Source organism: Roseivirga echinicomitans (assembly GCF_001592935.1).
In the GTDB taxonomy this organism is placed as follows: domain Bacteria; phylum Bacteroidota; class Bacteroidia; order Cytophagales; family Cyclobacteriaceae; genus Roseivirga; species Roseivirga echinicomitans.
On sequence record NZ_LRDB01000002.1, the window covers coordinates 276,443 to 296,699 of the forward strand.

The window sequence follows — 20,257 nt, forward strand, 5'->3', positions numbered from 1 at the left end:
TAATAATGTCGAAACGATTGAAGATCCTTTTTGTCCGACCTTCTTTGGGCTATGGTGGTGCCGACAGAGTAACTGTGAATCTACTTCAAGCTTTTGATCGAAATAAATTTCAATGCGATTTGGCTTTGATGCGTGCAGAAGGTGAGTTTTTAGGCCAAACACCGGACGATGTTCAGCTTTTCGACCTTAAATCTAAATCACTTTGGGCGATGTGGAAACCTCTTAAGAAGTTGATTTCTGAAAGTGATTATGATGTGGTATACTCTACCTGTGGGGGGGCTTCCATGTCTATGATGCTGTCTGCCTGGCTTGGCAGGTTTAAAGGAGTTACTGTCGTTTCAGAAAGAAACATCCTTTTTCCTCCTAAAAAAAGCAAAGCTAAAAGGCGACTGATGATTTTAGTCAAGTCCTTTCTCTATAAAAAGGCAACATGGGTAACTGCTGTTTCGCAGGGTGTAGCCATCGAGTGTAAAGATATTCTCCATGTAAAATCGGAGCGCATTAAAGTAGTTTATAATCCTATTGTGAACAAGACACTGTTGGAAGGGGCTAGAGAAGAGGTTAAGCATCCATTCTTTAGTCAATATGGCGAAGTCATATTGGCCGCGGGGCGCTTTGAGTGGCAGAAGGATTATGACACTTTATTGAGGGCCTTTAAAAGAGTAACACAGGTAACTGACAATGTGGGATTATTTATATTGGGGAAGGGGCCTTTAGAAAGTTATTTCCGCACCGTGGTTTCAGATATGGAATTAGAAGGCAAGGTTTGTTTTGCTGGCTTCGATACTAACCCATTTAAATATATGGCTGCTGCAGATGTTTATGTACTGAGTTCTCGACATGAAGGAATGCCTGGGACACTTGTGCAAGCCATGGCTTGTGGGGCAGCCTGTATTGCAACAGATTGCCCAACGGGACCCAACGAGTTAATCATCGATGGTGAAAATGGATACTTGGTGGACGTAACTGATGATTCGGCAATGGCCGAAAGAATATTGAAGTTATTGAGTAATAATGATTTGAAATCGAAATTCAGAAATGCCGCTCCGATTGCTGTAGAACAATATTCCGAAAAGAACGGAGTAGTCTCATATTTCAATTTTTTAGAAAAATGAAGCTTGCCATTCTTATTACTAACCCCAACCATCATTTGGAGCTTACCATCGAAGCGGCTAAATTAATTGAGAAAAAAGGGCATCATGTTACTTATGTGTCTCTTTGTGAACTTAGAAGAATGGCCAGCCCAGAAGACACCTTCAAAAGTCATGGGTTTGACTATATCAAATTACAAAACCTATCTCAAAACTTAAAGCCTAGTTCAGGTAAGCTTACTTTAGGTAAAAGCGATTCTTTCATAAGGGCTGTGGTAAGGAGTGCTTTTTGGTTTATTAAACTCAGACCTTTCATTAAAAAGTCATTATCTGGTTTTGATAAAGTCTTGCTGATGAATGACACAGCTTTTCCTGGAGATAAAATATGTGGATGGCTCAAACATAAATCAATTCCCTTTTACCTTTTGCAAGAAGGAATTAGGTTTCCGTTACCCAATGAGACAGAAATTAAATATGGAGCAAACGGTGCAGAAAAAGTGATGGTTTGGGGGGGGCGCTCTGCTAAGTACTTCCGAACTATTACATCTACTGAAACAGAAGTAGTGGTCACTGGCTCACCAAGGTTTAATAAGTTTTTGGAAGATATCCAGGCCTACGTGATAAATGACACCAATCAAAAGGTTTTGGGTGTATTCACCAATCCTATTGACGATCAAGGGTTTTGTAGTCCCGAGGCTAAACTTGGTTTGTTCGAGGGATTTGTACAACGAGCTGCTTTACAGGTACAAAATATGAATATACAGCTTGGCATTAAATGTCACCCCCGCGAAGATATTCAAGAATATTTAACCATAGCCAATAAGTATGTGACCGCAATTGAATTACCTAAATCAATTGTAGAAGCAATTTCAATGGTGGATGCGGGAGTCATTATGGCTTCTACCGTAGGCTTAGAGCTTATGGGGGCAAAGAGAGGGCTAGCTCAATTGGAAATACCAAATCATGGCTATGTTTTCGATTACCACGAAAGTCTAGATTTACTCAAGATACCGCTAGAGGGAGATTTCGATTTATCTGTTCTTTTCGGTGAGCCAACTGAAATTTCATATTTTTATGAACACATTGCAATCGGGAATGCAGCCCAAAAAATTACTTCCGTTTTAACAGAAGCATGTTAGATATTTTTAAACATACATTAGGAGCAAAAGGCTGGTTAAGAGCATGGGCTATTTATCTGATGGCCTTCCCGTTTTATTTTTTCCCAGCAGGCAGTGCCCAACCCTCTGATATATTTATTGTGGTCATAATTGGTTTGTACGTTTTAGCCCGTAAGTTTAGCCTCAGTGGGTCTCTTATGGAGTCTTTCTCTCGATTCATGAGGTTCTGTGTGTACATTACCATTATTAATTTAGGAGTGTTTATTTCTTTACTCGGAGAGGCGAACAAGGGGCTACCATGGTTTGTTTTCAGCGCTTTTTATTTTTATAACTTGTTTGTCATGGGGTTTGCCCTGTCTCTATATCGACAATATGGTAAACGGTTTCTATACACAACGGTATATAGCTGCTTGATAGCTGCGGCACTTCAGATTACATTGTCATTCTTTTTGGAAACAGGAGGGGAGGGCGTAAGGGGAGCTTTATTTTTCACTAACCCAAATCAATTAGGTTATTACTCACTATGTGGTTTAGCCATAGTATTGGTTTTGGAAACCATGATTAAACTACCAAAACTGATGGTCTACCTTGGGTTCTTTCTCTTTAGCTATTTGGCTTTGATAAGCGTATCTAAGGCGGCAATGGGAGCTATGGTAATTCTTTTTGGAGTGTATTTGTTAGCCAATGGCATACTTTCTACAAGAAATATATTTGCATTAATAGTAGTTGGGGGGCTGGGCGTGTTTGGATTAACAAAGACCGAATTCGGTGCTAATTTTCAGAGAAATCTAGAAGCAAGAAATCTTAATGAAGCTGATAGGCCAGAGGAGATTACAGAGTGGCAATATCGGGGTTATGATAGAATCTCAAATCATCCAGAGTATATGGTTTTTGGAGCAGGAGAAGGGGGGTATAATCGATTTGATACATTTATTGAAGGGCATGAAATGCACTCATCATTTGGGACAATTGTTTTCTGTTATGGCATACCTGGCACTGTCTTATTTATAATGTTTATCTTCTCTTTACTCAAGAAGCTACCATGGTACTATGTAGTATATTCCTTGCCATTATTTGCTTATGGAGTCACTCACATGGGCTTACGGTTTACAATCTTTTGGATCGCATTGATGATGTTCCCAATTATTAGAGTGGAAAGAAGTAAGCTAAAGTTTGTAAAAATGTATTTGATGAAAAAGAGAGAAAAGGAAAGGGTTGAGGCTCTTTTGAATAAGCCTGGCCTTTTGAACCACAACATTTCATAAGTAGCAGGATGATAAATGAAAATAAGCGACCTCTCAAGTTGTTAAGGCTTACTACCGTTCCAATGTCATTATCTCTTCTATTGAATGGTCAGTTCGCTTATTTTCAAAGTGTTGGATTCAATGTTGAAGTTGGGTCGGCAGTAGGGCCAGAAATAGAGCGTATTATTCAGAAAGAAAATGTAGTTCATCATCAATTTCCATTTAGTCGAGAAATCTCTCCACTAAGAGACCTGAAAGCTCTGTTTCTTATGGTCAGGTTTTTAAGGAACAACACTTTTGATATTGTTCATACACATACCCCTAAGGCGGGTTTAATTGGGATGATGGCTGCTTGGTTTTGCAAGGTTCCCGTACGTATGCATACCGTAGCTGGACTCCCATTGATGGAGGCAAAAGGTATTAAAAAAAGAGTCTTGATGTTGGTTGAGCGCATAACTTACCATTGTGCAACAAAGGTTTACCCCAACTCTTTTGCTCAGAAGGAATACATTCATAAGAATATTTTTTCTAAGGGTGAAAAACTGAAGGTCATAGGTAACGGGAGTAGTAATGGGATAAATTGCGATTACTTTCAGCCTTCTTCAGCGTTAAACGAAAAAGCAAAACAGATTAGATCGGAACTCAAAATCCCCTTTGATAAACATGTAGCAATTTTTGTTGGCAGAGTGACAGGTGACAAAGGTATTAATGAGCTCGTTAATGCTTTCAAAACACTTGAAGATTTGGATTTGATTTTGGTTGGCCCATTAGAATCAGAATTGAGTCCATTGGAAGCTACTGTAATGAATGAGATTGAGGAAAACCCAAAAATACATTTGGTTGGTTTTCAATCAGATGTTCGTCCCTATTTATTAGCTAGCGACTTTTTGGTTTTTCCCAGTTATCGCGAAGGATTTCCTAATGCGCCTATGCAATCAGGAGCCATGGGCTTACCTTGTATAGTAAGTGATATCAATGGATGTAATGAAATTATAATTAACGAGGCGAATGGCTTACTCATACCGCCAAAAAATGTAGAGGCAATAAGGTTAGCAATCTTGCGGTTGATGGAAGAACCGACTTTAATGGGTAAGTTAACACATAACGCAAGGAGTATGATTGTTGAACGATATGATCAGAGATTCCTTTGGGAAGCATTGCATTTAGAGTATCAGGATCAAACACGAAGGTATGTACATTAAATACTTTAAACGCATCTTCGATTTCTGCGGAGCATTCCTTTTGTTATTGCTCGCAAGTCCTCTCTTGGTTGTGGTAACTTTATGGTTGAGTATCGCAAATTCTGGTCGTCCATTTTTTTTTCAACCCAGGCCAGGGAAGGATGAAAAGATATTCAAAATCATAAAGTTTAAAACTATGACCGATAAAAGGGATTCAAAGGGTGTTTTGCTTCCTGACGATCAACGGTTGACAGCGGCTGGTAATTGGGTAAGGAAATTGTCGATAGATGAATTTCCACAAATGATAAATGTTCTAATAGGAGATATGTCCTTAATTGGTCCGAGGCCGCTTTTAATCGAATACTTACCTCTCTATTCTGAGGAACAACAAAGAAGACATAACGTTCGCCCTGGCATTACTGGTTGGGCACAAGTGAATGGACGAAATGCTGTAGATTGGAAAAAAAAGTTTAAAATGGATGTATGGTACGTTGATCATGGTTCTTTTTTATTAGACTTGAACATCTTGTTTTTGACGGTAAAAAAGGTGCTTCTTTCCGAAGGAATTAGTGGAGAAGGGGTAGTGACAATGGAAAAATTTAAAGGTAATTTATGATTCTCATCGGAGCTTCTGGGCATGCAAAAGTCATATTGGATATTCTAGAGCAAAATGAAATTAAAGTAGAGTGCTTGGTAGACGCCAACCCTAGTCTTATTTCTTTATGTGGATATGCAGTGGTGCATGATTCCGTTTTCAATTTTGAAGGGAAGGACGCAATTCTGAGCATTGGCTCAAATGAAGTTAGAAAAAAGCTTAATGATTTACTGCCTTGTACGTTTAAAACTGCAATTCATCCTAAGGCAATCTTAGATAAGACGGTGAAGGTTGGAGAAGGTACAGTGGTTATGGCTGGGGTAGTGCTTAATCGAGACGTTGCAGTGGGCAAACATGTAATAATTAATACATCTGCATCTGTCGATCATGATAACCATATAAAAGATTATGTTCATATTAGTCCTAATGCTACCCTTTGTGGAACAGTGACTGTGGGTGAAGGCACACATATTGGGGCGGGTGCTACAATAATTCCTAATATAAGTATTGGTAAATGGGCCATCATTGGAGCTGGTGCAGTCGTAATTAGCGATATCCCAGACTTTGCAGTAGCGGTAGGTAATCCGGCTAGAATAATTAAGTATATCAATGAGTAATGAAAGGATATGGCTTTCATCTCCCCACATGGGAGGTAGTGAGCTTAAGTACGTAAAGGAAGCCTTTGATACCAACTGGATTGCTCCACTAGGCCCTAATGTCGACAATTTCGAAAAGGAGTTAGGGGAGTATTTAACTGTAGATCACGTTGCTGCGTTGTCCAGTGGTACAGCTGCCATTCATTTGGCATTAATCATTTTAGGTGTTAAGCCAGGAGATGAAGTTATAGCCCAGAGCTTCACTTTTTGCGGCACAACCAACCCCATATTATATTTAGGTGCTACACCGGTTTTGGTTGATAGTGAAAAGGATACCTGGAATCTCGACCCCATTTTACTCGAAGAGGCTATTCTTGATCGAATCAAAAAAGGAAAAAAGCCAAAAGCAGTCATTATGGTTCACTTATACGGTATGCCTGCTCGAATAAAAGAACTTTTAGAAGTATGTAATCGCTATGATATTCCTTTGATAGAGGATGCAGCCGAGGCATTGGGCTCTGTAATTGACGGCAGACAGGCAGGGAGTTTTGGCCATTTTGGTATTCTGTCGTTCAATGGAAATAAGATCATTACAACCTCTGGAGGAGGAGCTTTAGTAAGTAATAATAGAGAGTGGATTGATAGATCTCGTTTTTTGGCTACCCAAGCTAGAGATGACGCACCTCACTACGAACATACGGAGGTAGGGTATAATTATCGGATGTCAAATATTTTAGCAGGTGTCGGTCGTGGACAATTAGAGGTGCTAGATAACCATATATTGAAGAGAAGAGAGGTTAATGCATACTATCGCAAACACTTAAATCTTGGAAGGCTTTACTTTCAGTCTGAAATTAGCAGGTTAGATTTATCCAATTATTGGTTAACTTCAATCAAGATTGAACCAGAGCTACTAGGCGTAAGCCGTGAAGATATTCGTATTGAATTATGGAAAAGTAATATCGAAACCAGACCTCTTTGGAAGCCCATGCATTTACAACCTTTGTATAAAGATTGCCCATATTATGGGCATGGCGTAAGTGATGAGTTGTTCTTGAAAGGATTGTGTTTGCCTTCTGGCTCCAATTTGACTTTAGTAGACTTGGAAAGAGTGGTAATTGGATTTAATAAAGCTATCAACCAACTGTGAAAAGAAGTATTCGTACGCTAAACATTTTGCCAAGGTGGATTATTGTGATAATCGACTTAGTCGTGTATTTATTATCTGCATTGGTTGGCTATTTACTTCGTTTAAATTTCAATCTTGACTCCCTTTATGAGTATAACTTCCTACGAGGGATAGTCATTTTCACTCTTGCGGGGCTTATTAGTTCTCTAGCAACAAGGAGCTTTGCTGGGATCATTCGTTATACAGGCATTCAAGACACATTAAGGGTTTTCTATGCCAGTTTGATTACACTGCTTATTGCTTTGGGGATTAATACAATCTCTGAAAATGCAATACCGTACTCCATTGCTGCCATCGCTTTTTTTGTATCCGTGGTAGTATTGACGAGCTATCGTTTGGTGGTAAAGGAACTCTTTGCGTTCTATAGAACTATCCCTCAGGTGAGCAAAAAAGTGATAATCTTTGGTGCTGGGCAATCGGGAATGATCACCAAAGAGCTATTGGATAATGATACTTCAACAAATGTTAAGGTAGTTGGCTTCTTAGAAGATAACCCTAGAAAAATAGGGAATGTACTTGGTGGTGTTCGTATTTATTCCGCTCGAAATGACTTTCAGAAAGTGATGATTAAAAACAATCCGAGTGAGTTAATCATTGCAACTACCAGTATGTCATTGGATAGAAAGAATGAGCTGGTAGACCAATGTCTAGAATTTGGAATTAAGATTTCCACTGTCCCTAATGTTGACAAGTGGACTGGAGGTGAGTTTGGTATAGATCAAATTCATGAGGTTAGGATTGAAGACCTCTTAGGTCGAAACCCAATTAGCTTAAAGAATAAATATGTAAATCAAGAGCTATCAGGTAAAAGTGTATTGGTTACGGGTGCAGCAGGGTCTATAGGTTCAGAATTAGCCAGGCAAATCATAAGATATAATCCTTCTAAACTGATATTACTGGATCAATCTGAGTCTGGCCTTTTTGAGATTGAAAATGAGATACGAGGCTTAAAATCACTAGGGGAAACACTGGTTTGTTATGTGGCGGATGTGACAAATTCTAAAAGAGTAAGGAGGATGTTTAGCCAATATAGGCCTGAATTTGTCTTTCATGCCGCGGCCTACAAGCATGTGCCTATGATGGAGATCAATGTTCCTGAGGCCATTGAGTGTAACCTCATGGGGACAAGAAATTTGGCTGATTTGTCAGTAGAATATGATGTCAAGAAATTTGTGATGATTTCGACTGATAAAGCAGTTAACCCAACAAGTGTGATGGGAGCAACTAAGCGAGCAGCCGAAATTTATGTGCAGTCACTTAATAATCTATTATCTGAGATTGAAGCAGATAGGCCAACTCTTTTTATTACAACAAGGTTTGGAAATGTATTGGGGTCAAACGGCTCTGTTATTCCGATTTTCCAAAGGCAAATTCAGCGAGGAGGTCCTATTACAGTGACTCACCCAGAAATAACTCGTTATTTCATGACAATATCAGAGGCTTGTAGCCTAGTATTGGAAGCAGGTGTAATGGGGAATGGTGGCGAGATTTTTGTTTTTGATATGGGTAAATCCATTAAAATAGTTGAATTGGCCAAAAGAATGATTCAGCTCTCTGGACTGAAAGAGGGTAAGGAAATTGATATTGTCTTCACTGGCTTAAGGCCCGGAGAAAAGCTATATGAGGAGCTTTTGAATGACATGGAAAATACGATGAGCACTCATCATCCTAAGATTATGATTGTAAAGGTTAAGCCATTAGATTTTACTAAAGTTAAATCACATTATTCTGATTTAGAGGATTTAGTTTATTCAACCCCGAGTAATGGGGATGACATGGATATGAAAATGGTAAAGGTTTTAAAGTCACTGATTCATGAGTATAGGAGTAGAGAGTCTAAGTTCTCTATGCTTGACAGGTGATAATAATGGGACAGAATCCGCTGTAAAAAGTCAAGCATAATATACCTGAGACGCGAGGTACAGATTAATATCACTTGAGAAATTCAGAAAAAAGGGTGTGAAAAAAATAAAAATGGTCGAGGCATAGTATATGCCTCGACCATTTTTATTCAACAGGTTTTATATTCAAGCTACCTGAACTTGGGTTGCTTTCTTGAAGGGGAAAATAGTTCTTTTAGAAAATTATTGCCCAAGTACATTTCCAGTCTGACTTGAAATATGTAGTAAGAGTCGTTTTTCAACGGATTGCCTCTATCATCACCTGGTGCACTAGCTTTAAAACCACCTTCAGCACTTCTGTCGGTCAAAGCCTTTGCTAAGGCTGCTTTTTCAGTGTTTTCACCAAAAAGAAGATCAAACTGAGTTTTATCAACGTGATCTGTACTAACGTCATCTAAATAATCTGTAAATGTGCGCCTATAGCCAGCTTCCAATAAAATATCTACTGATTCCGTAGCTTTTAGTCTTACCCCAAAACCAATAGGTATAACCATAACTCTTCCTGGATAAGGTGTTAATTCAGTTTGTAAGGGTCTCAATGGTACCCAGTCTCCTTCATAGAATGTTTTTGGATTATTTGTGCTGAGTCCAACACCAGCAAAGATGTATGGGTTGAGAATAGGCCTTGTGGTGTAGGAGTTATTTATAGGAACTAAGTTGAAAAGAAACATGGCAGATAACTCAAGGTTATTTGATCTGAAGGATAGGTTTCTCTTTTTTCGAGAATCAGTTCTTCCCGCTACTTCTCGTGTTCTAAGGCTTTGATTTGCTGAATCTGTGCCACTGATTTGATACCAGTTGAAATCTACTCTGAAGCTTAACTGTGAGCCGAGTTTTTTTCGAAGTCCAATACCAGCATTAGGGGTTGCCGTCAAACCATCATAGATGACGTCATGCAAGTCACCATTATAGTTGGACAGCCCCAAGCCAAAAGAAAGCATAGTAGTTCTGTCACGTCTACTGGAGTAGAAGCCTTGGGCATTGACAGAGTCAACTATAATAAAAATAAATAGAAAAATAAATATTACTTTTTTCATTCCGAATACACAGATGTGTAAAGATACAAGCTGAAACCCAGATATATAGATGTAAAAAACATTTATATATATGTGACGGTTATGCTAAACGTACTTCGGTGAGGCGGGGCAAAGGTATATATATTACTCTGAAATATAAAATCCTTCAGTAAAATACCGAAGGATTTTTAAGTGCACCCGGAAGGAGTCGAACCCTCAACCCCCAGAGCCGAAATCTGGTACTCTATCCAGTTGAGCTACGGGTGCCGGATTATTTATCCTAAAACTTCTTGAACTTTAGCTGCTGCGTCTTTCAAAAGAATGGCAGAATGAACCGCCAAACCACTTTCGTCAATGATTTTGGCACCTTCTTCAGCATTAGTTCCTTGTAATCGTACAATGATTGGAATACTGATATTACCGATTTTTTTGTAGGCTTCTACAACACCGTTAGCAACTCTGTCGCATCGAACAATCCCACCAAAAATGTTAATTAATATCGCTTTAACATTAGGGTCTTGAAGGATTATTCTGAAACCTGCTTCAACTGTTTCTGCATTTGCTGATCCTCCCACGTCTAAAAAGTTTGCAGGTTCTCCACCTGAAAGCTTAATAATGTCCATGGTGGCCATGGCTAAACCAGCACCATTCACCATACAGCCAACGTTGCCATCTAGTTTCACATAGCTTAAGCCAAATTTACCAGCTTCTACTTCTGCCGGATCTTCTTCTGTAACATCTCTTAATGCCAATAGGTCTGGGTGACGCATTAGAGCATTGTCATCCAAGTTTACTTTTGCATCTACGGCAAGTATTTTATTATCTGAAGTCTTTAAAACTGGGTTGATTTCAAACATGGAAGAGTCTGAGCTCTCATATGCTTTGTATAAAGAGAAAATGAATTTAACCATTTCCTTAAATGCATTACCTTCTAAGCCTAGTTTGAAAGCCACCTTTCTAGCTTGGAAACCTTGAAGTCCAACTTTTGGGTCGATCCATTCTTTAATGATTTTCTCTGGACTATTTTCAGCAACTTCTTCAATGTCCATACCACCCTCGGTAGAAGCCATAATTACATTGCAGCCTTTTGCTCTATCTAATAAAATTCCCATGTAGTATTCCTTCGGCGCTGAGTCCCCAGGGTAATACACGTCTTGAGCGATAAGTACTTTATTTACTTTCTTTCCAGCAGGACCAGTTTGATGAGTAACAAGAGTGCCTCCTAAGATGGCTCCTGCTATGGTAGGTACTGTGTCCAAACTTTTGGCCAAAACTACTCCGTGAGATCCCGTTTCGTTTACTGTACCTTTTCCACGACCACCAGCATGGATTTGAGCTTTTATAACATACCAAGATGTTCCTGTTTCAGCATTCAGTTTTTTTGCCGCTTCTAAAGCCTCATCAGCTGTTGACGCAACAATGCCTTCCTGAATTTTTACTCCATGTTTTTTTAGTAGTTCTTTTGCTTGATATTCGTGGATGTTCATGTGTCAAAATTTTTGCACGAAACTACACCTTTGACCTTAATATAACAAGGAAAATAGAAGGCGTTCTTTTCAGTTGTACATGATCATTCACATGATTTTACTATGTTTGGTTCGATAAGTAACTATGGAGATTTTAAAGGCGGAAAGTGTAAGGAAGTCATATGGTGATCTGGAAGTGCTCAAAGGCATTCACCTGACTGTTCAAAAAGGGGAGGTGCTGTCGATTGTGGGGGAGTCTGGAGCGGGGAAGAGTACATTGCTCCATATTTTAGGAACATTGGATTTGGCAGATACTGGCGGTGTAATCATCAACGGTAGATCGGTTGAAGAAATGAATCCTAAGCAATTGGCTCATTTTAGAAATAAAGAGATTGGCTTTATTTTTCAGTTCCATAATCTTTTACCAGAATTTACTGCATTGGAAAATGTGTGTCTACCAGCACTAATTTCTAATTCAAATGAGAAGGAGGTATTCAAAAAAGGTGAAAAACTTTTGAACAAACTTGGTCTTTTATCTAGAATGGATCATAAACCTTCTGAACTTTCAGGCGGGGAGCAGCAAAGGGTGGCTGTGGCGAGATCACTTATAAATGATCCAAGCCTTGTTTTTGCTGACGAACCAAGTGGTAACCTAGATTCTAAAACAGCGGAAGATTTACATCGCTTGTTTTTTGACCTTAGAGATGAACTCAATCAAACCTTTGTGATTGTAACACATAACCAATCACTGGCTGCTATGACTGATCGCAAGATTGAAATCAGGGATGGAGTGATCGTTAGTGAATAAAACTTATCTGGTTTTCTTAACAACTCTACAACGAATAGAAGACTTGCCATATAATGACTTTGGTAAATAATACCCAAATCTGAAACCAAATCTGAGGTAGGCATCATTAGTCCCTACCCCACGTGCATCGCCAGCTGCTGCGGGAGTTAAACCAAGTTCTATACGTCTATCGGATAGCTGTGCTGCCACAGGGTCTGCAAATGAAGAAGGATCTCTGTAATTCGCACTAACATCATCCAAATATTTGGTTAGTGCTGCAGTGTATTGCATTTCAACTTGAAGATCAATATTTCTGTTGATGAATATATTTACACCCATCCCTACTGGAACTATAAGGGCTAAGGTACCATACTCAATACCTTCTAGTCGCATTGGGCGCAATTCGTAGTCTGTTCCTGCCAAGGTAGCTTTAGGCTTGTTTGTGGTAACTCCTAAACCCAAATGAAAATAGGGGTTAGCAAAAGCCCTGTCTTTATAGCCTGAGTAGGGATGGCGGAAAACATAATATAAGGCTTGAGCTGTAAATTCAATATTGGTGGCTTTAAACGATAAGTTTCGTTGCACTCTTGCCGTTTCAACAGAAAGAGAGTCGGCACCTTTAATAGAATACACTGATAATCCCCCTCTTAAAGCAATGTTGTCAGTGAAGAGGTGTTCGTACGTCAACGTGGTACTCAATCCTAGTTGCACTTTAGTGTCTGTTGAGAAAGCACTTAACTCTCCGAAATAGGTATTTACACCAAAACCAAAAGTGGCTTTTGAAATTCTGTCAAAATCGCCAGTCGTGGTGTATTGTTGACCCATGATGCTCTTCGAAACAATAACAAAAAGCAATAACAAAAAGCGTGATTTAGTCATTCGTTGAAAATTTGTTTGAGGCTTACAGCCATAAAGATATAATTCAAACGCAAAAAAAAGCTATGTATTGGAGGATTTCATCTTTTTGAGCATCACTTCAATGTGTTTTTTTGCCCCAAACATGTCTTGATACTCAGCCACTACATTATGTTTAGGGTCTAAAAGATAGGTAATTCTCTTCGGGACCTTGATCAATGGAATGAGTGCGTCATAAGATTTACAGACCTTTCCTGTGGGGTCCGAAAGTAGTTCAAAAGGAAGATTATGCTCCTTTTTGAACTTCTGGTGGCTGGAAATGCTGTCCTTACTTATTCCTATAACTGTTACGTCCAAGTCTCTAAAGTCAGAAAATGCATCACGAAATGTGCAGGCCTCTTCTGTGCAACCAGGTGTGAAATCTTTTGGGTAAAAATAAATAATGCAAGGTTTGCCTTTGAGGTCTAAACTTAATTCGAAAGTTTTTCCTGACGTGCTTTTTAATTTTATTTCTGGTGCTTTTGAACCAATTTTTAATGCCATGCTTTATGTTTGTTAATTAATTTTTTTGATGGGAATATCGCAACTTCGAGCATGGTTTCAAAAGGGGTAAAATACATGCTCTTGTCTACATTCATTTTTGCAGTAATGAATGTGCTGATTAAATATGTGCCCAACATACCTGCCATTGAAATCATTTTGTTTCGCTCAATTGTTTCATTTTTAATGTCGGGCATCGCGTTAAAAGCCCAAAGGGTTCCGCTATTTGGGACAAATAAGAAAATACTCCTGTTCAGAGGCCTTGCTGGAGCACTTGCGCTGATGATGTTTTTCACCACCCTACAAGAAATACCTTTGGCAAGTGCGGTTACCCTCATGTTTTTAGGGCCAATTTTTACGGCTATTTTGGGAATGTGGATTGTAAAGGAGAAGGTGGCTTGGCTGCAATGGGTTTTCTTCGGCCTTTCTTTCGGTGGCATTCTAATGATCAAGGGCTTCGATGCACGGGTTTCTCCAGAGATGGCCTTGCTGGGAGTAGGGGCGGCCTTCTTTTCAGGAATTGCCTATAATATGATTCGGAAATTGAAAACCTCAGAACATCCATTGGTGATCATATTTTACTTCCCCTTAGTTACGCTACCCATCGTTGGAATTTATTCTGCCTTCCATTGGGTTTGGCCAGTAGGCATTGAATGGTTGGTGCTTTTGGCTATTGGCGTTTTGACCCAAGTAGCTCAGTATTTTATGACCAAATCCTATCAGTCTGAAGAACTTTCCAAAGTGGCAAACCTTAACTTTATCGGGATTATTTACGCATTGGGTTTTGGCTACGTTTTGTTCGAAGAAACTTTCAACCTTCTTACCTATTTGGGAATGACTCTAGTCATGGTAGGTGTAGTTTTGAATGTAGTGTATAAGCAAAAAAAACGAAAAGCTGTATGAAAGTATATCAAGTAGATTCTTTTACTAAAGAGATTTTTAAAGGCAATCCAGCTGCTGTTGCGATTGTGGATGTAACACTTTCGGATGAAATGATGCAGCAGATAGCGGTGGAAATGAATTTGTCTGAGACGGCTTTCGTCATGATAAGTGACGGCTATTGCGATTTGAGGTGGTTTACTCCAGCCACTGAAGTTCCTCTTTGCGGCCATGCAACTTTGGCTTCGGCCTTTGCACTTTGGCAGGGTGGACATTGGCCAAAGGACAAAACCATTGAGTTTAGAACGTTAAGTGGCTCGTTGTTTACTTCATTAGACTCAAGTGGTTTAATTACTATGGATTTCCCAGCAAACTATGCTACAACTGCCGAAGGCTTTGATACAACACAACTACAAAATGATTTTGGGTTCCCTATTAAGGAAGTCCTCAATTACCCCGCAGAATTGATTTTAATTTTTGAATCGGAAGAAGCCGTACTTTCAGCGAATCCTGATGATGCCATTATTGCTGAGCAAGCAGAAAACGGTGTCATTATCTCCGCCTTGTCAAAAGGTGAGAAATACGATTTTGTCAGCCGATACTTTGCACCGAACTTAGGGATTAAGGAAGATCCTGTCACTGGTTTTATGCATACCATTTTAACGCCTTACTGGGCAGGTGAAACTGGAAAAGCCACTTTCAAAGCCTTTCAAGCTTCGGCTAGAACGGGCGAAATGCAAACAGAATTGAAAGGAAATCGCGTAATTCTGAAAGGAAATGCAGTAATGGTTTTCGAAACGGAATTTGAACTACCTTCTACCTTACAATAAAAGTGGTTCTGCCTATTTCGTAAGTGTCTGAAAGGATTACGATTTTATATTCGCCTTCATCAAACTCAGAACCTTTGTCGTAAACGAAAGCCATTTCTTGCTTAGAGTTATCAAAAAGGATTTCCTGACGGGCAGTAAATGTTTGCTCACGCCCATCCACCGTAAATGAACCAGAACCTCTAGCGATATCAAAAACAACATTACCAGCAGGGTCTACCAGCTGGATCATGATTTTATGACCTGCAACTGGCGCTACAGGGTTGTCTGCTAGATTGAACGTCACCTTGATCTTCTCAGCCTGACGACTTCTAAAATCACCTTCACGTTCTTTTCCTCTAGCGTTGATGTTAAATATTTTTACATTTTCTGCCTTCAGTTTTGCTGCTAAAGAAATTTGCTGCTTTAACTCTTGCTGAGTTTCTGTGGCTTTACGAATCGTGCTATTCAATTCGTTTTTTTCGGTTTTCAAGTCAATATTCTCTTCCACCAATTTGGTGTTGATCACTTTTAACGCTGCGATCTCGTCATCTTTGGCCAAAAGCAATTCCTCATAACCACCCACTTTTCTATCCAATCGTTGAATGATGGCTTTATTGGCCACTCTAGTTCTTTGTAATTGATCACGTTGCGCTGTAATGGAGTCCTTCAAGGTCACCAATGAGTCTATATTTCCACCCAACTTGGCTATTTCTGAAATGCGGTTGCTTAGTTGACCGCTAATGCTATCCAACTTAGTGGTAAGCGTAATTTTGGTGGCGTCAAATTCAGCTTGAAGCGCATTGTTGCTTTCATTGTCCGTATAGATCTTGAATCCAGCACCTGCCACAATGATAATTAGTGCCACAATCAATACAATTCTAATTTTATCTGGGCTTCCGCCTTTCTTCTTTGCTACTTCACTCATTCCGATGAACCTCTGTTAATAAATTTTAAACGCCTTTTCGGTTAAATATTGGGCGAATTACTTAAATCTTTTTTAAATATGCCAACCCATTGAAAACGACTAGCATGATTGAATCTTTAAACGAGAATTATTGGACACAAAGGTATGAGAATAATCAGACTGGTTGGGATATAGGCCATGTTTCTACGCCCATCAAAGATTATATTGATCAGCTAAGGAATAAGGATATTAATATTCTGATTCCTGGGGCGGGAAACGCCTATGAAGCAGAATATTTATGGAAGCAGGGTTTTAAAAATGTTTGGGTGATTGATCTTTCAAAAACCCCTTTGGACAATCTTCAATCTAGAATTCCTGATTTCCCCGCTTCACAATTGATTCACGGTGATTTTTTCGAGCATCAAGCCCAATATGATTTGATTATTGAACAGACATTTTTTTGTGCACTCAATCCCACAATGCGAACGGACTGTGTGGCTAAAATGCATGAGCTTTTAGTGGATGGTGGTAAGTTAGTAGGCCTCATGTTTAAGATTCCACTAAATGCAACGCACCCTCCTTTTGGTGGGAATGAAGAGGAGTACAGGTCTATTTTCTCCCCTTATTTCAAGATTGAAATCATGGAAGAAGCTTATAACTCCATTCCTCCTAGAAGTACAAATGAGCTTTTCGTGAAGATGATAAAGGCCTGATTCTAAAAATTGATCTTATACTGAACAATTGTTGGGTTTTCTTCTTCTCCAGCATCTGATACTGATCTCGATTCTAAGGTGTTGACACTATAGAAATAACCATCTCGGGCGAATTGAGCTGGGCCAAAGCGATGCTTTTCTTTAAAGCGATTCATTGTTAAGCTTAAACTCTTGTCAGTGTTTTTATTGAAAATAGTCCAAACGGATTCTATAGTCTCAGGGTCGATTTTCGAGGTTCTTTCCCAAGAGAAAGTGAGCAGTTTATTGCTTTCGAAGAGGTTGCCAGACACTATGTAATAGTCGCCAGTGATTAAGGCCTGACGCAAATCCATGGGGTCTTTTCTTTTAATATCGGATGGAATACCATGCCCATTAAAGTCAATGGAATAAATGGGTTTGATTTCATTTTCGGTTACCACGTATATGCTGTCGTGCATGGATTGCATATAGAGTAATCGTTTATTTGAAAACGTTAAACTGTTGAAGATTTTTACATAATCTGTTGAGCCATATTCCGATACTCCGCTTAAAAATGTACTGTCATTGCTTTTGTTAGCAACCTGTAAAAATTCTTTCCTCTCAGTGGGATCATTCTGTCTGCCATCCATATGGAAAACAAACCTGTCTTTGTTCAGCGAAGCAAAATCGGAAATCTGTCCGTTGATTTTATGCTGGTTTTTGAAGTCCCCGTCTAAGCTGTAATTCAACATTCTCCGTTGCCGAACATCCAAAATGTTGATTTCATCTGAAAACTGATTAATGTTAAAATCGAAAGGGAGATAGAACTGCCCTTCGGCTTCACCAATGGAATGGATGCGCCTCAGAATCTTTCCTTCCAAATTAAAAATGTAGAGAGATTTGGTGACTCTAATATCAAGCACGTAAATCTTCCCTTTATGGATGATGACCTTATCAATTGGTCCAAGAGTGGAGCTGTCTGTCAATTCTAACTTGATTTCACTTCTATCAGTGATCAAATTATCATCAATGTCTTTGGTGACTTCTTCGATAGAAATGACCTGTAAAGCGTCATCAGATTTAACTGTCCTTTTTGTAGAACAAGCAGAAATTAAGACAAATAGAAAGCCAACTAGAATGTATCTCACGGATTTGGAATTCAAATTGATCCATGAATTTACAGAATTGAAACCTATAAACTATGTTTTTAGTCGTTAGAATTCTAGAATATAATTCTCTTTCATTAAATCAGGCTGAAGGAAGAGGATTCCTGCTTCGAATAGGTCGATGGAAAGGGAGACTTTAGGATGTTTTTTGAGCACTTTCCAAGCATCGTTCATTTCTTTAGACCAATGAATATCGTCTAAAATGATCATGCCCGATGTTGTTATTTTAGGTAAAAGCAGTTCAAAGTATCGAAGTGTAGGTTCGTATCTGTGGTTGGCATCAATGTAGGCCAAATTAATATGAGGAGCGTTTTCAATCCACTGAGGGAGAGTGTTATCAATATTTCCTTCAATCAATTGGTAATTAGAGCAGTTCAGCTCACTTAAGTTTTGCTTCGCCAAATTGGCGATGGACGTACTTCCTTCAAAAGTAAAAAGTTGAACATCTTCTTTTGCAGAAGCCATATAGGCGGAATTCAAACCTAACGAAGTACCCAATTCTACAATGTGCGTATAATCGAAATGGGTGATGATTCGATTGAGCAATCTTGAAAAGCGAGCAGGAGTTGAGGCGTGTTTGGCGATCTGACTTACTTTACGCGAATCGGAATTACTGATGCGAGAACCTGCCCCCAAATCTTCTATTAAAATTTCTTCATCGTTTTGAAGTAGGCTTTTTCTTAAGACTTCGATTTCCTCAAAGCCTATTTTATTGTCTTTTTTAACAACCTCGGTATAGAAAGGGTAGAGGAATGGCGAGTGCAACGAATGTTCGTTCATGGCCAAAAGCCAGTACTTAATATAAGCCAGAATTTGGTACAAGGGGATTAATTAAGGAGGTAGGGAACGATCATGGTGAACTCAGGAATGATGACTTCAAACTGTTTTCCGTCCATCACCCTTTCCATCAAATAGATGCCACGCATTTTGCCAATACCGCTTCTCAGGTTGCAACCAGACACATATTGATGCTTTTCGCCCGGTTCTAAAACAGGTTGTTGTCCTACAACACCTTCACCTTCTACCTCGCGCATTTCGTTATTGGTATCGAAAATCTGCCAATGTCTGCGGTGTAGCTTGATTGTGTTTTCACCATCGTTTTCAATCGTAATGCGGTAGGTAAACACAAAGTGATTTTGTGCCGGACTGGAGTATTCCGGTTGATAGTGGGTTTCCACACTTACTTTTACACCTTCTGTTATTGCTGTTACAATCATTTATGGCTTTCGCTTCAGAGTTTTAAAGATATAGATTACTTTTAAAATTACTAATGAGAAAACGAAAATTCGATGAATGTTAATATTGAGGAGAGCTGGAGAGAAGTTTTAAAAGAGGAGTTTGAGAAGGAGTATTTCAAAGGTTTGACGGATTTTGTGAAGGAGGAATATAAAACTCAAACCATTTTTCCGGCAGGGAATAACATTTTCAGAGCTTTCGATCAATGTGCTTTTGACGATGTAAAAGTGGTGATTCTGGGGCAAGACCCATACCACGGCCCCGGGCAAGCCAATGGGCTTTGTTTTTCAGTAAAAGAAGGAATGCCTTTCCCGCCTTCTTTGGTGAATATTTTTAAAGAAATTAAAGACGACCTTGGCAAAGACATTCCACCAAACGGTTCGCTCGATCGTTGGGCACAACAGGGAGTATTATTACTCAACGCAACTTTGACCGTTCGAGCGCATCAGGCAGGTTCACACCAAAACAAAGGCTGGGAAGAGTTTACCAACGCAGTTATTCATCAACTGGCTTCGCGAAAACAAGGAGTAGTCTATTTGCTTTGGGGCAGCTATGCCCAGAAGAAAGCCTCCTTTGTTGACGATAAATCAAACTTAATTTTGAAAGCGCCACATCCTTCACCATTGTCTTCTTATCGAGGTTTCTTTGGCTGCAAGCACTTTAGTAGGACAAATGCTTATTTGGAAGAAAAAGGAGGTGATGGAATTGAGTGGTGATAGTTATCAACCCTTGGAGGGTTCAAAACCCTCCAAGGGTTGATTTTCTATTTGTCCTTAAATTTAATTTTCAACAGCACCGGGTTTTCTGATTGAAAGATTTCTTCTAAGTCAAAACCTCCTGCTACTGTCCATTGATTCTTGCCAAGATTATCTATAAACTCTTCGAAATCGTAGGCAGCAATTGAACTTACCAGCCTGTCATCTTCCCAAGTAAGAAACGTTAGGTTATAGTCTTCTTTGTCTTTCTTCCGTAAATCGAAGCGAAAGAAATCCCCTGTTTCTCTATCGATGTAT

Annotated in this window: 22 protein-coding genes and 1 tRNA gene; 13 read left to right on the forward strand and 10 right to left on the reverse strand. The window is 39.3% G+C overall.

What is annotated here, in order from left to right:
• Window positions 1-5: 5 nt before the first annotated feature.
• From AWN68_RS04735 to AWN68_RS04770, 8 genes are all read left to right on the forward strand, one after another.
• Window positions 6-1,115, forward strand: coding sequence for a glycosyltransferase (locus AWN68_RS04735; protein ID WP_068412155.1), 1,110 nt, complete (start codon window positions 6-8; stop codon window positions 1,113-1,115).
• Window positions 1,112-2,230: a hypothetical protein gene (locus AWN68_RS04740; RefSeq protein ID WP_068412156.1), complete on the forward strand. Its 1,119-nt coding sequence runs from the start codon at window positions 1,112-1,114 to the stop codon at window positions 2,228-2,230. Before AWN68_RS04735 ends, AWN68_RS04740 begins: the two co-directional genes overlap by 4 nt.
• The gene (locus tag AWN68_RS04745; RefSeq protein WP_068412157.1) at window positions 2,224-3,474 is read left to right on the forward strand and encodes an O-antigen ligase family protein; all 1,251 of its coding nucleotides are present in this window, start codon (window positions 2,224-2,226) and stop codon (window positions 3,472-3,474) included. The genes AWN68_RS04740 and AWN68_RS04745 overlap by 7 nt, the downstream gene beginning before the upstream one ends.
• A 62-nt stretch (window positions 3,475-3,536) precedes the next feature.
• Entirely contained in the window at window positions 3,537-4,655 is a 1,119-nt protein-coding gene (locus tag AWN68_RS04750; RefSeq protein ID WP_221405699.1) for a glycosyltransferase family 4 protein, read from the forward strand.
• Window positions 4,645-5,250, forward strand: coding sequence for a sugar transferase (locus AWN68_RS04755; protein WP_068412160.1), 606 nt, complete (start codon window positions 4,645-4,647; stop codon window positions 5,248-5,250). Before AWN68_RS04750 ends, AWN68_RS04755 begins: the two co-directional genes overlap by 11 nt.
• Window positions 5,247-5,846 (forward strand): acetyltransferase, encoded by a 600-nt coding sequence (locus tag AWN68_RS04760; protein WP_068412161.1) that lies wholly within the window; start codon window positions 5,247-5,249, stop codon window positions 5,844-5,846. Before AWN68_RS04755 ends, AWN68_RS04760 begins: the two co-directional genes overlap by 4 nt.
• Window positions 5,839-6,975 (forward strand): DegT/DnrJ/EryC1/StrS family aminotransferase, encoded by a 1,137-nt coding sequence (locus AWN68_RS04765; RefSeq protein ID WP_068412162.1) that lies wholly within the window; start codon window positions 5,839-5,841, stop codon window positions 6,973-6,975. The genes AWN68_RS04760 and AWN68_RS04765 overlap by 8 nt, the downstream gene beginning before the upstream one ends.
• The gene (locus AWN68_RS04770) at window positions 6,972-8,876 is read left to right on the forward strand and encodes a polysaccharide biosynthesis protein (protein WP_068412165.1); all 1,905 of its coding nucleotides are present in this window, start codon (window positions 6,972-6,974) and stop codon (window positions 8,874-8,876) included. Before AWN68_RS04765 ends, AWN68_RS04770 begins: the two co-directional genes overlap by 4 nt.
• A gap of 170 nt (window positions 8,877-9,046) precedes the next feature.
• Here the strand turns inward: AWN68_RS04770 and AWN68_RS04775 are convergent, their stop codons facing one another.
• From AWN68_RS04775 to sucC, 3 genes are all read right to left on the reverse strand, one after another.
• A complete protein-coding gene (locus tag AWN68_RS04775) occupies window positions 9,047-9,952 on the reverse strand; it encodes a DUF6089 family protein (RefSeq protein WP_068412168.1) in 906 nt (301 codons plus the stop codon).
• A 172-nt stretch (window positions 9,953-10,124) separates the two neighbouring features.
• Window positions 10,125-10,198, reverse strand: a tRNA-Arg gene (locus AWN68_RS04780).
• An 8-nt stretch (window positions 10,199-10,206) separates the two neighbouring features.
• Window positions 10,207-11,418 carry an ADP-forming succinate--CoA ligase subunit beta gene (gene sucC / locus AWN68_RS04785; RefSeq protein ID WP_068412175.1) on the reverse strand — a complete coding sequence of 404 codons (1,212 nt, stop codon included), beginning with the start codon at window positions 11,416-11,418 and terminating at the stop codon, window positions 10,207-10,209.
• A gap of 130 nt (window positions 11,419-11,548) precedes the next feature.
• On the opposite strand from sucC, the gene AWN68_RS04790 reads away from it, so the two are divergent.
• Complete coding sequence (locus tag AWN68_RS04790) at window positions 11,549-12,205, forward strand: ABC transporter ATP-binding protein (RefSeq protein WP_068412225.1); 657 nt, start codon at window positions 11,549-11,551, stop codon at window positions 12,203-12,205.
• Window positions 12,206-12,208: 3 nt separating this feature from the next.
• On the opposite strand, the gene AWN68_RS04795 is transcribed toward AWN68_RS04790, so the two are convergent.
• Together AWN68_RS04795 and AWN68_RS04800 are read right to left on the reverse strand one after the other, a co-directional pair.
• The gene (locus tag AWN68_RS04795) at window positions 12,209-13,063 is read right to left on the reverse strand and encodes a hypothetical protein (protein WP_068412177.1); all 855 of its coding nucleotides are present in this window, start codon (window positions 13,061-13,063) and stop codon (window positions 12,209-12,211) included.
• Window positions 13,064-13,123: 60 nt separating this feature from the next.
• Window positions 13,124-13,582, reverse strand: a complete 459-nt coding sequence (locus AWN68_RS04800; protein ID WP_068412178.1) for a peroxiredoxin — start codon at window positions 13,580-13,582, stop codon at window positions 13,124-13,126.
• A 51-nt stretch (window positions 13,583-13,633) separates the two neighbouring features.
• Between AWN68_RS04800 and AWN68_RS04805 the strand changes: the two genes are divergently transcribed.
• Together AWN68_RS04805 and AWN68_RS04810 are read left to right on the forward strand one after the other, a co-directional pair.
• A complete protein-coding gene (locus tag AWN68_RS04805) occupies window positions 13,634-14,482 on the forward strand; it encodes a DMT family transporter (protein ID WP_262501364.1) in 849 nt (282 codons plus the stop codon).
• Entirely contained in the window at window positions 14,479-15,288 is an 810-nt protein-coding gene (locus AWN68_RS04810; protein ID WP_068412179.1) for a PhzF family phenazine biosynthesis protein, read from the forward strand. The genes AWN68_RS04805 and AWN68_RS04810 overlap by 4 nt, the downstream gene beginning before the upstream one ends.
• Here the strand turns inward: AWN68_RS04810 and AWN68_RS04815 are convergent.
• The gene (locus AWN68_RS04815; RefSeq protein WP_068412182.1) at window positions 15,275-16,192 is read right to left on the reverse strand and encodes a kinetochore Spc7 family protein; all 918 of its coding nucleotides are present in this window, start codon (window positions 16,190-16,192) and stop codon (window positions 15,275-15,277) included. The two genes, AWN68_RS04810 and AWN68_RS04815, sit on opposite strands and share 14 nt — an antisense overlap.
• 104 nt (window positions 16,193-16,296) lie before the next feature.
• Here AWN68_RS04815 and AWN68_RS04820 point away from each other — a divergent pair, with 104 nt between their 5' ends.
• Complete coding sequence (locus AWN68_RS04820) at window positions 16,297-16,884, forward strand: methyltransferase domain-containing protein (RefSeq protein WP_068412185.1); 588 nt, start codon at window positions 16,297-16,299, stop codon at window positions 16,882-16,884.
• Between the two features lie 2 nt (window positions 16,885-16,886).
• Here AWN68_RS04820 and AWN68_RS04825 read toward each other — a convergent pair whose 3' ends face one another.
• The 3 genes from AWN68_RS04825 to apaG all read right to left on the reverse strand — a co-directional run bounded on the left by AWN68_RS04825 (window position 16,887) and on the right by apaG (window position 19,222).
• On the reverse strand, window positions 16,887-17,990 hold the full coding sequence (locus AWN68_RS04825) for a 6-bladed beta-propeller (RefSeq protein ID WP_068412187.1): 1,104 nt from the start codon (window positions 17,988-17,990) through the stop codon (window positions 16,887-16,889).
• A 66-nt stretch (window positions 17,991-18,056) separates the two neighbouring features.
• Window positions 18,057-18,830 (reverse strand): O-methyltransferase, encoded by a 774-nt coding sequence (locus AWN68_RS04830; RefSeq protein ID WP_157716086.1) that lies wholly within the window; start codon window positions 18,828-18,830, stop codon window positions 18,057-18,059.
• A 5-nt stretch (window positions 18,831-18,835) separates the two neighbouring features.
• The gene (gene apaG, locus AWN68_RS04835) at window positions 18,836-19,222 is read right to left on the reverse strand and encodes a Co2+/Mg2+ efflux protein ApaG (RefSeq protein WP_062303179.1); all 387 of its coding nucleotides are present in this window, start codon (window positions 19,220-19,222) and stop codon (window positions 18,836-18,838) included.
• A gap of 75 nt (window positions 19,223-19,297) precedes the next feature.
• On the opposite strand from apaG, the gene AWN68_RS04840 reads away from it, so the two are divergent.
• Window positions 19,298-19,960 carry a uracil-DNA glycosylase gene (locus tag AWN68_RS04840; RefSeq protein WP_068412192.1) on the forward strand — a complete coding sequence of 221 codons (663 nt, stop codon included), beginning with the start codon at window positions 19,298-19,300 and terminating at the stop codon, window positions 19,958-19,960.
• A gap of 47 nt (window positions 19,961-20,007) precedes the next feature.
• Here the strand turns inward: AWN68_RS04840 and AWN68_RS04845 are convergent.
• On the reverse strand, window positions 20,008-20,257 hold a 250-nt coding region (locus tag AWN68_RS04845; RefSeq protein ID WP_157716087.1), incomplete at its 5' end, for a hypothetical protein.

Coding starts and splice junctions, on each gene's coding strand:
- AWN68_RS04800 (WP_068412178.1), bottom strand. CDS start 13,582: ATGGCATTAAAAATTGGTTCAAAAGCACCAGAAATAAAATTAAAAAGC.
- AWN68_RS04820 (WP_068412185.1), top strand. CDS start 16,297: ATGATTGAATCTTTAAACGAGAATTATTGGACACAAAGGTATGAGAAT.
- sucC (WP_068412175.1), bottom strand. CDS start 11,418: ATGAACATCCACGAATATCAAGCAAAAGAACTACTAAAAAAACATGGA.
- AWN68_RS04765 (WP_068412162.1), top strand. CDS start 5,839: ATGAGTAATGAAAGGATATGGCTTTCATCTCCCCACATGGGAGGTAGT.
- AWN68_RS04745 (WP_068412157.1), top strand. CDS start 2,224: ATGTTAGATATTTTTAAACATACATTAGGAGCAAAAGGCTGGTTAAGA.
- AWN68_RS04815 (WP_068412182.1), bottom strand. CDS start 16,192: ATGAGTGAAGTAGCAAAGAAGAAAGGCGGAAGCCCAGATAAAATTAGA.
- AWN68_RS04735 (WP_068412155.1), top strand. CDS start 6: ATGTCGAAACGATTGAAGATCCTTTTTGTCCGACCTTCTTTGGGCTAT.
- AWN68_RS04760 (WP_068412161.1), top strand. CDS start 5,247: ATGATTCTCATCGGAGCTTCTGGGCATGCAAAAGTCATATTGGATATT.
- AWN68_RS04740 (WP_068412156.1), top strand. CDS start 1,112: ATGAAGCTTGCCATTCTTATTACTAACCCCAACCATCATTTGGAGCTT.
- AWN68_RS04810 (WP_068412179.1), top strand. CDS start 14,479: ATGAAAGTATATCAAGTAGATTCTTTTACTAAAGAGATTTTTAAAGGC.
- AWN68_RS04840 (WP_068412192.1), top strand. CDS start 19,298: ATGAATGTTAATATTGAGGAGAGCTGGAGAGAAGTTTTAAAAGAGGAG.
- AWN68_RS04755 (WP_068412160.1), top strand. CDS start 4,645: ATGTACATTAAATACTTTAAACGCATCTTCGATTTCTGCGGAGCATTC.
- AWN68_RS04775 (WP_068412168.1), bottom strand. CDS start 9,952: ATGAAAAAAGTAATATTTATTTTTCTATTTATTTTTATTATAGTTGAC.
- AWN68_RS04795 (WP_068412177.1), bottom strand. CDS start 13,063: ATGACTAAATCACGCTTTTTGTTATTGCTTTTTGTTATTGTTTCGAAG.
- AWN68_RS04750 (WP_221405699.1), top strand. CDS start 3,537: ATGTCATTATCTCTTCTATTGAATGGTCAGTTCGCTTATTTTCAAAGT.
- AWN68_RS04805 (WP_262501364.1), top strand. CDS start 13,634: ATGGTTTCAAAAGGGGTAAAATACATGCTCTTGTCTACATTCATTTTT.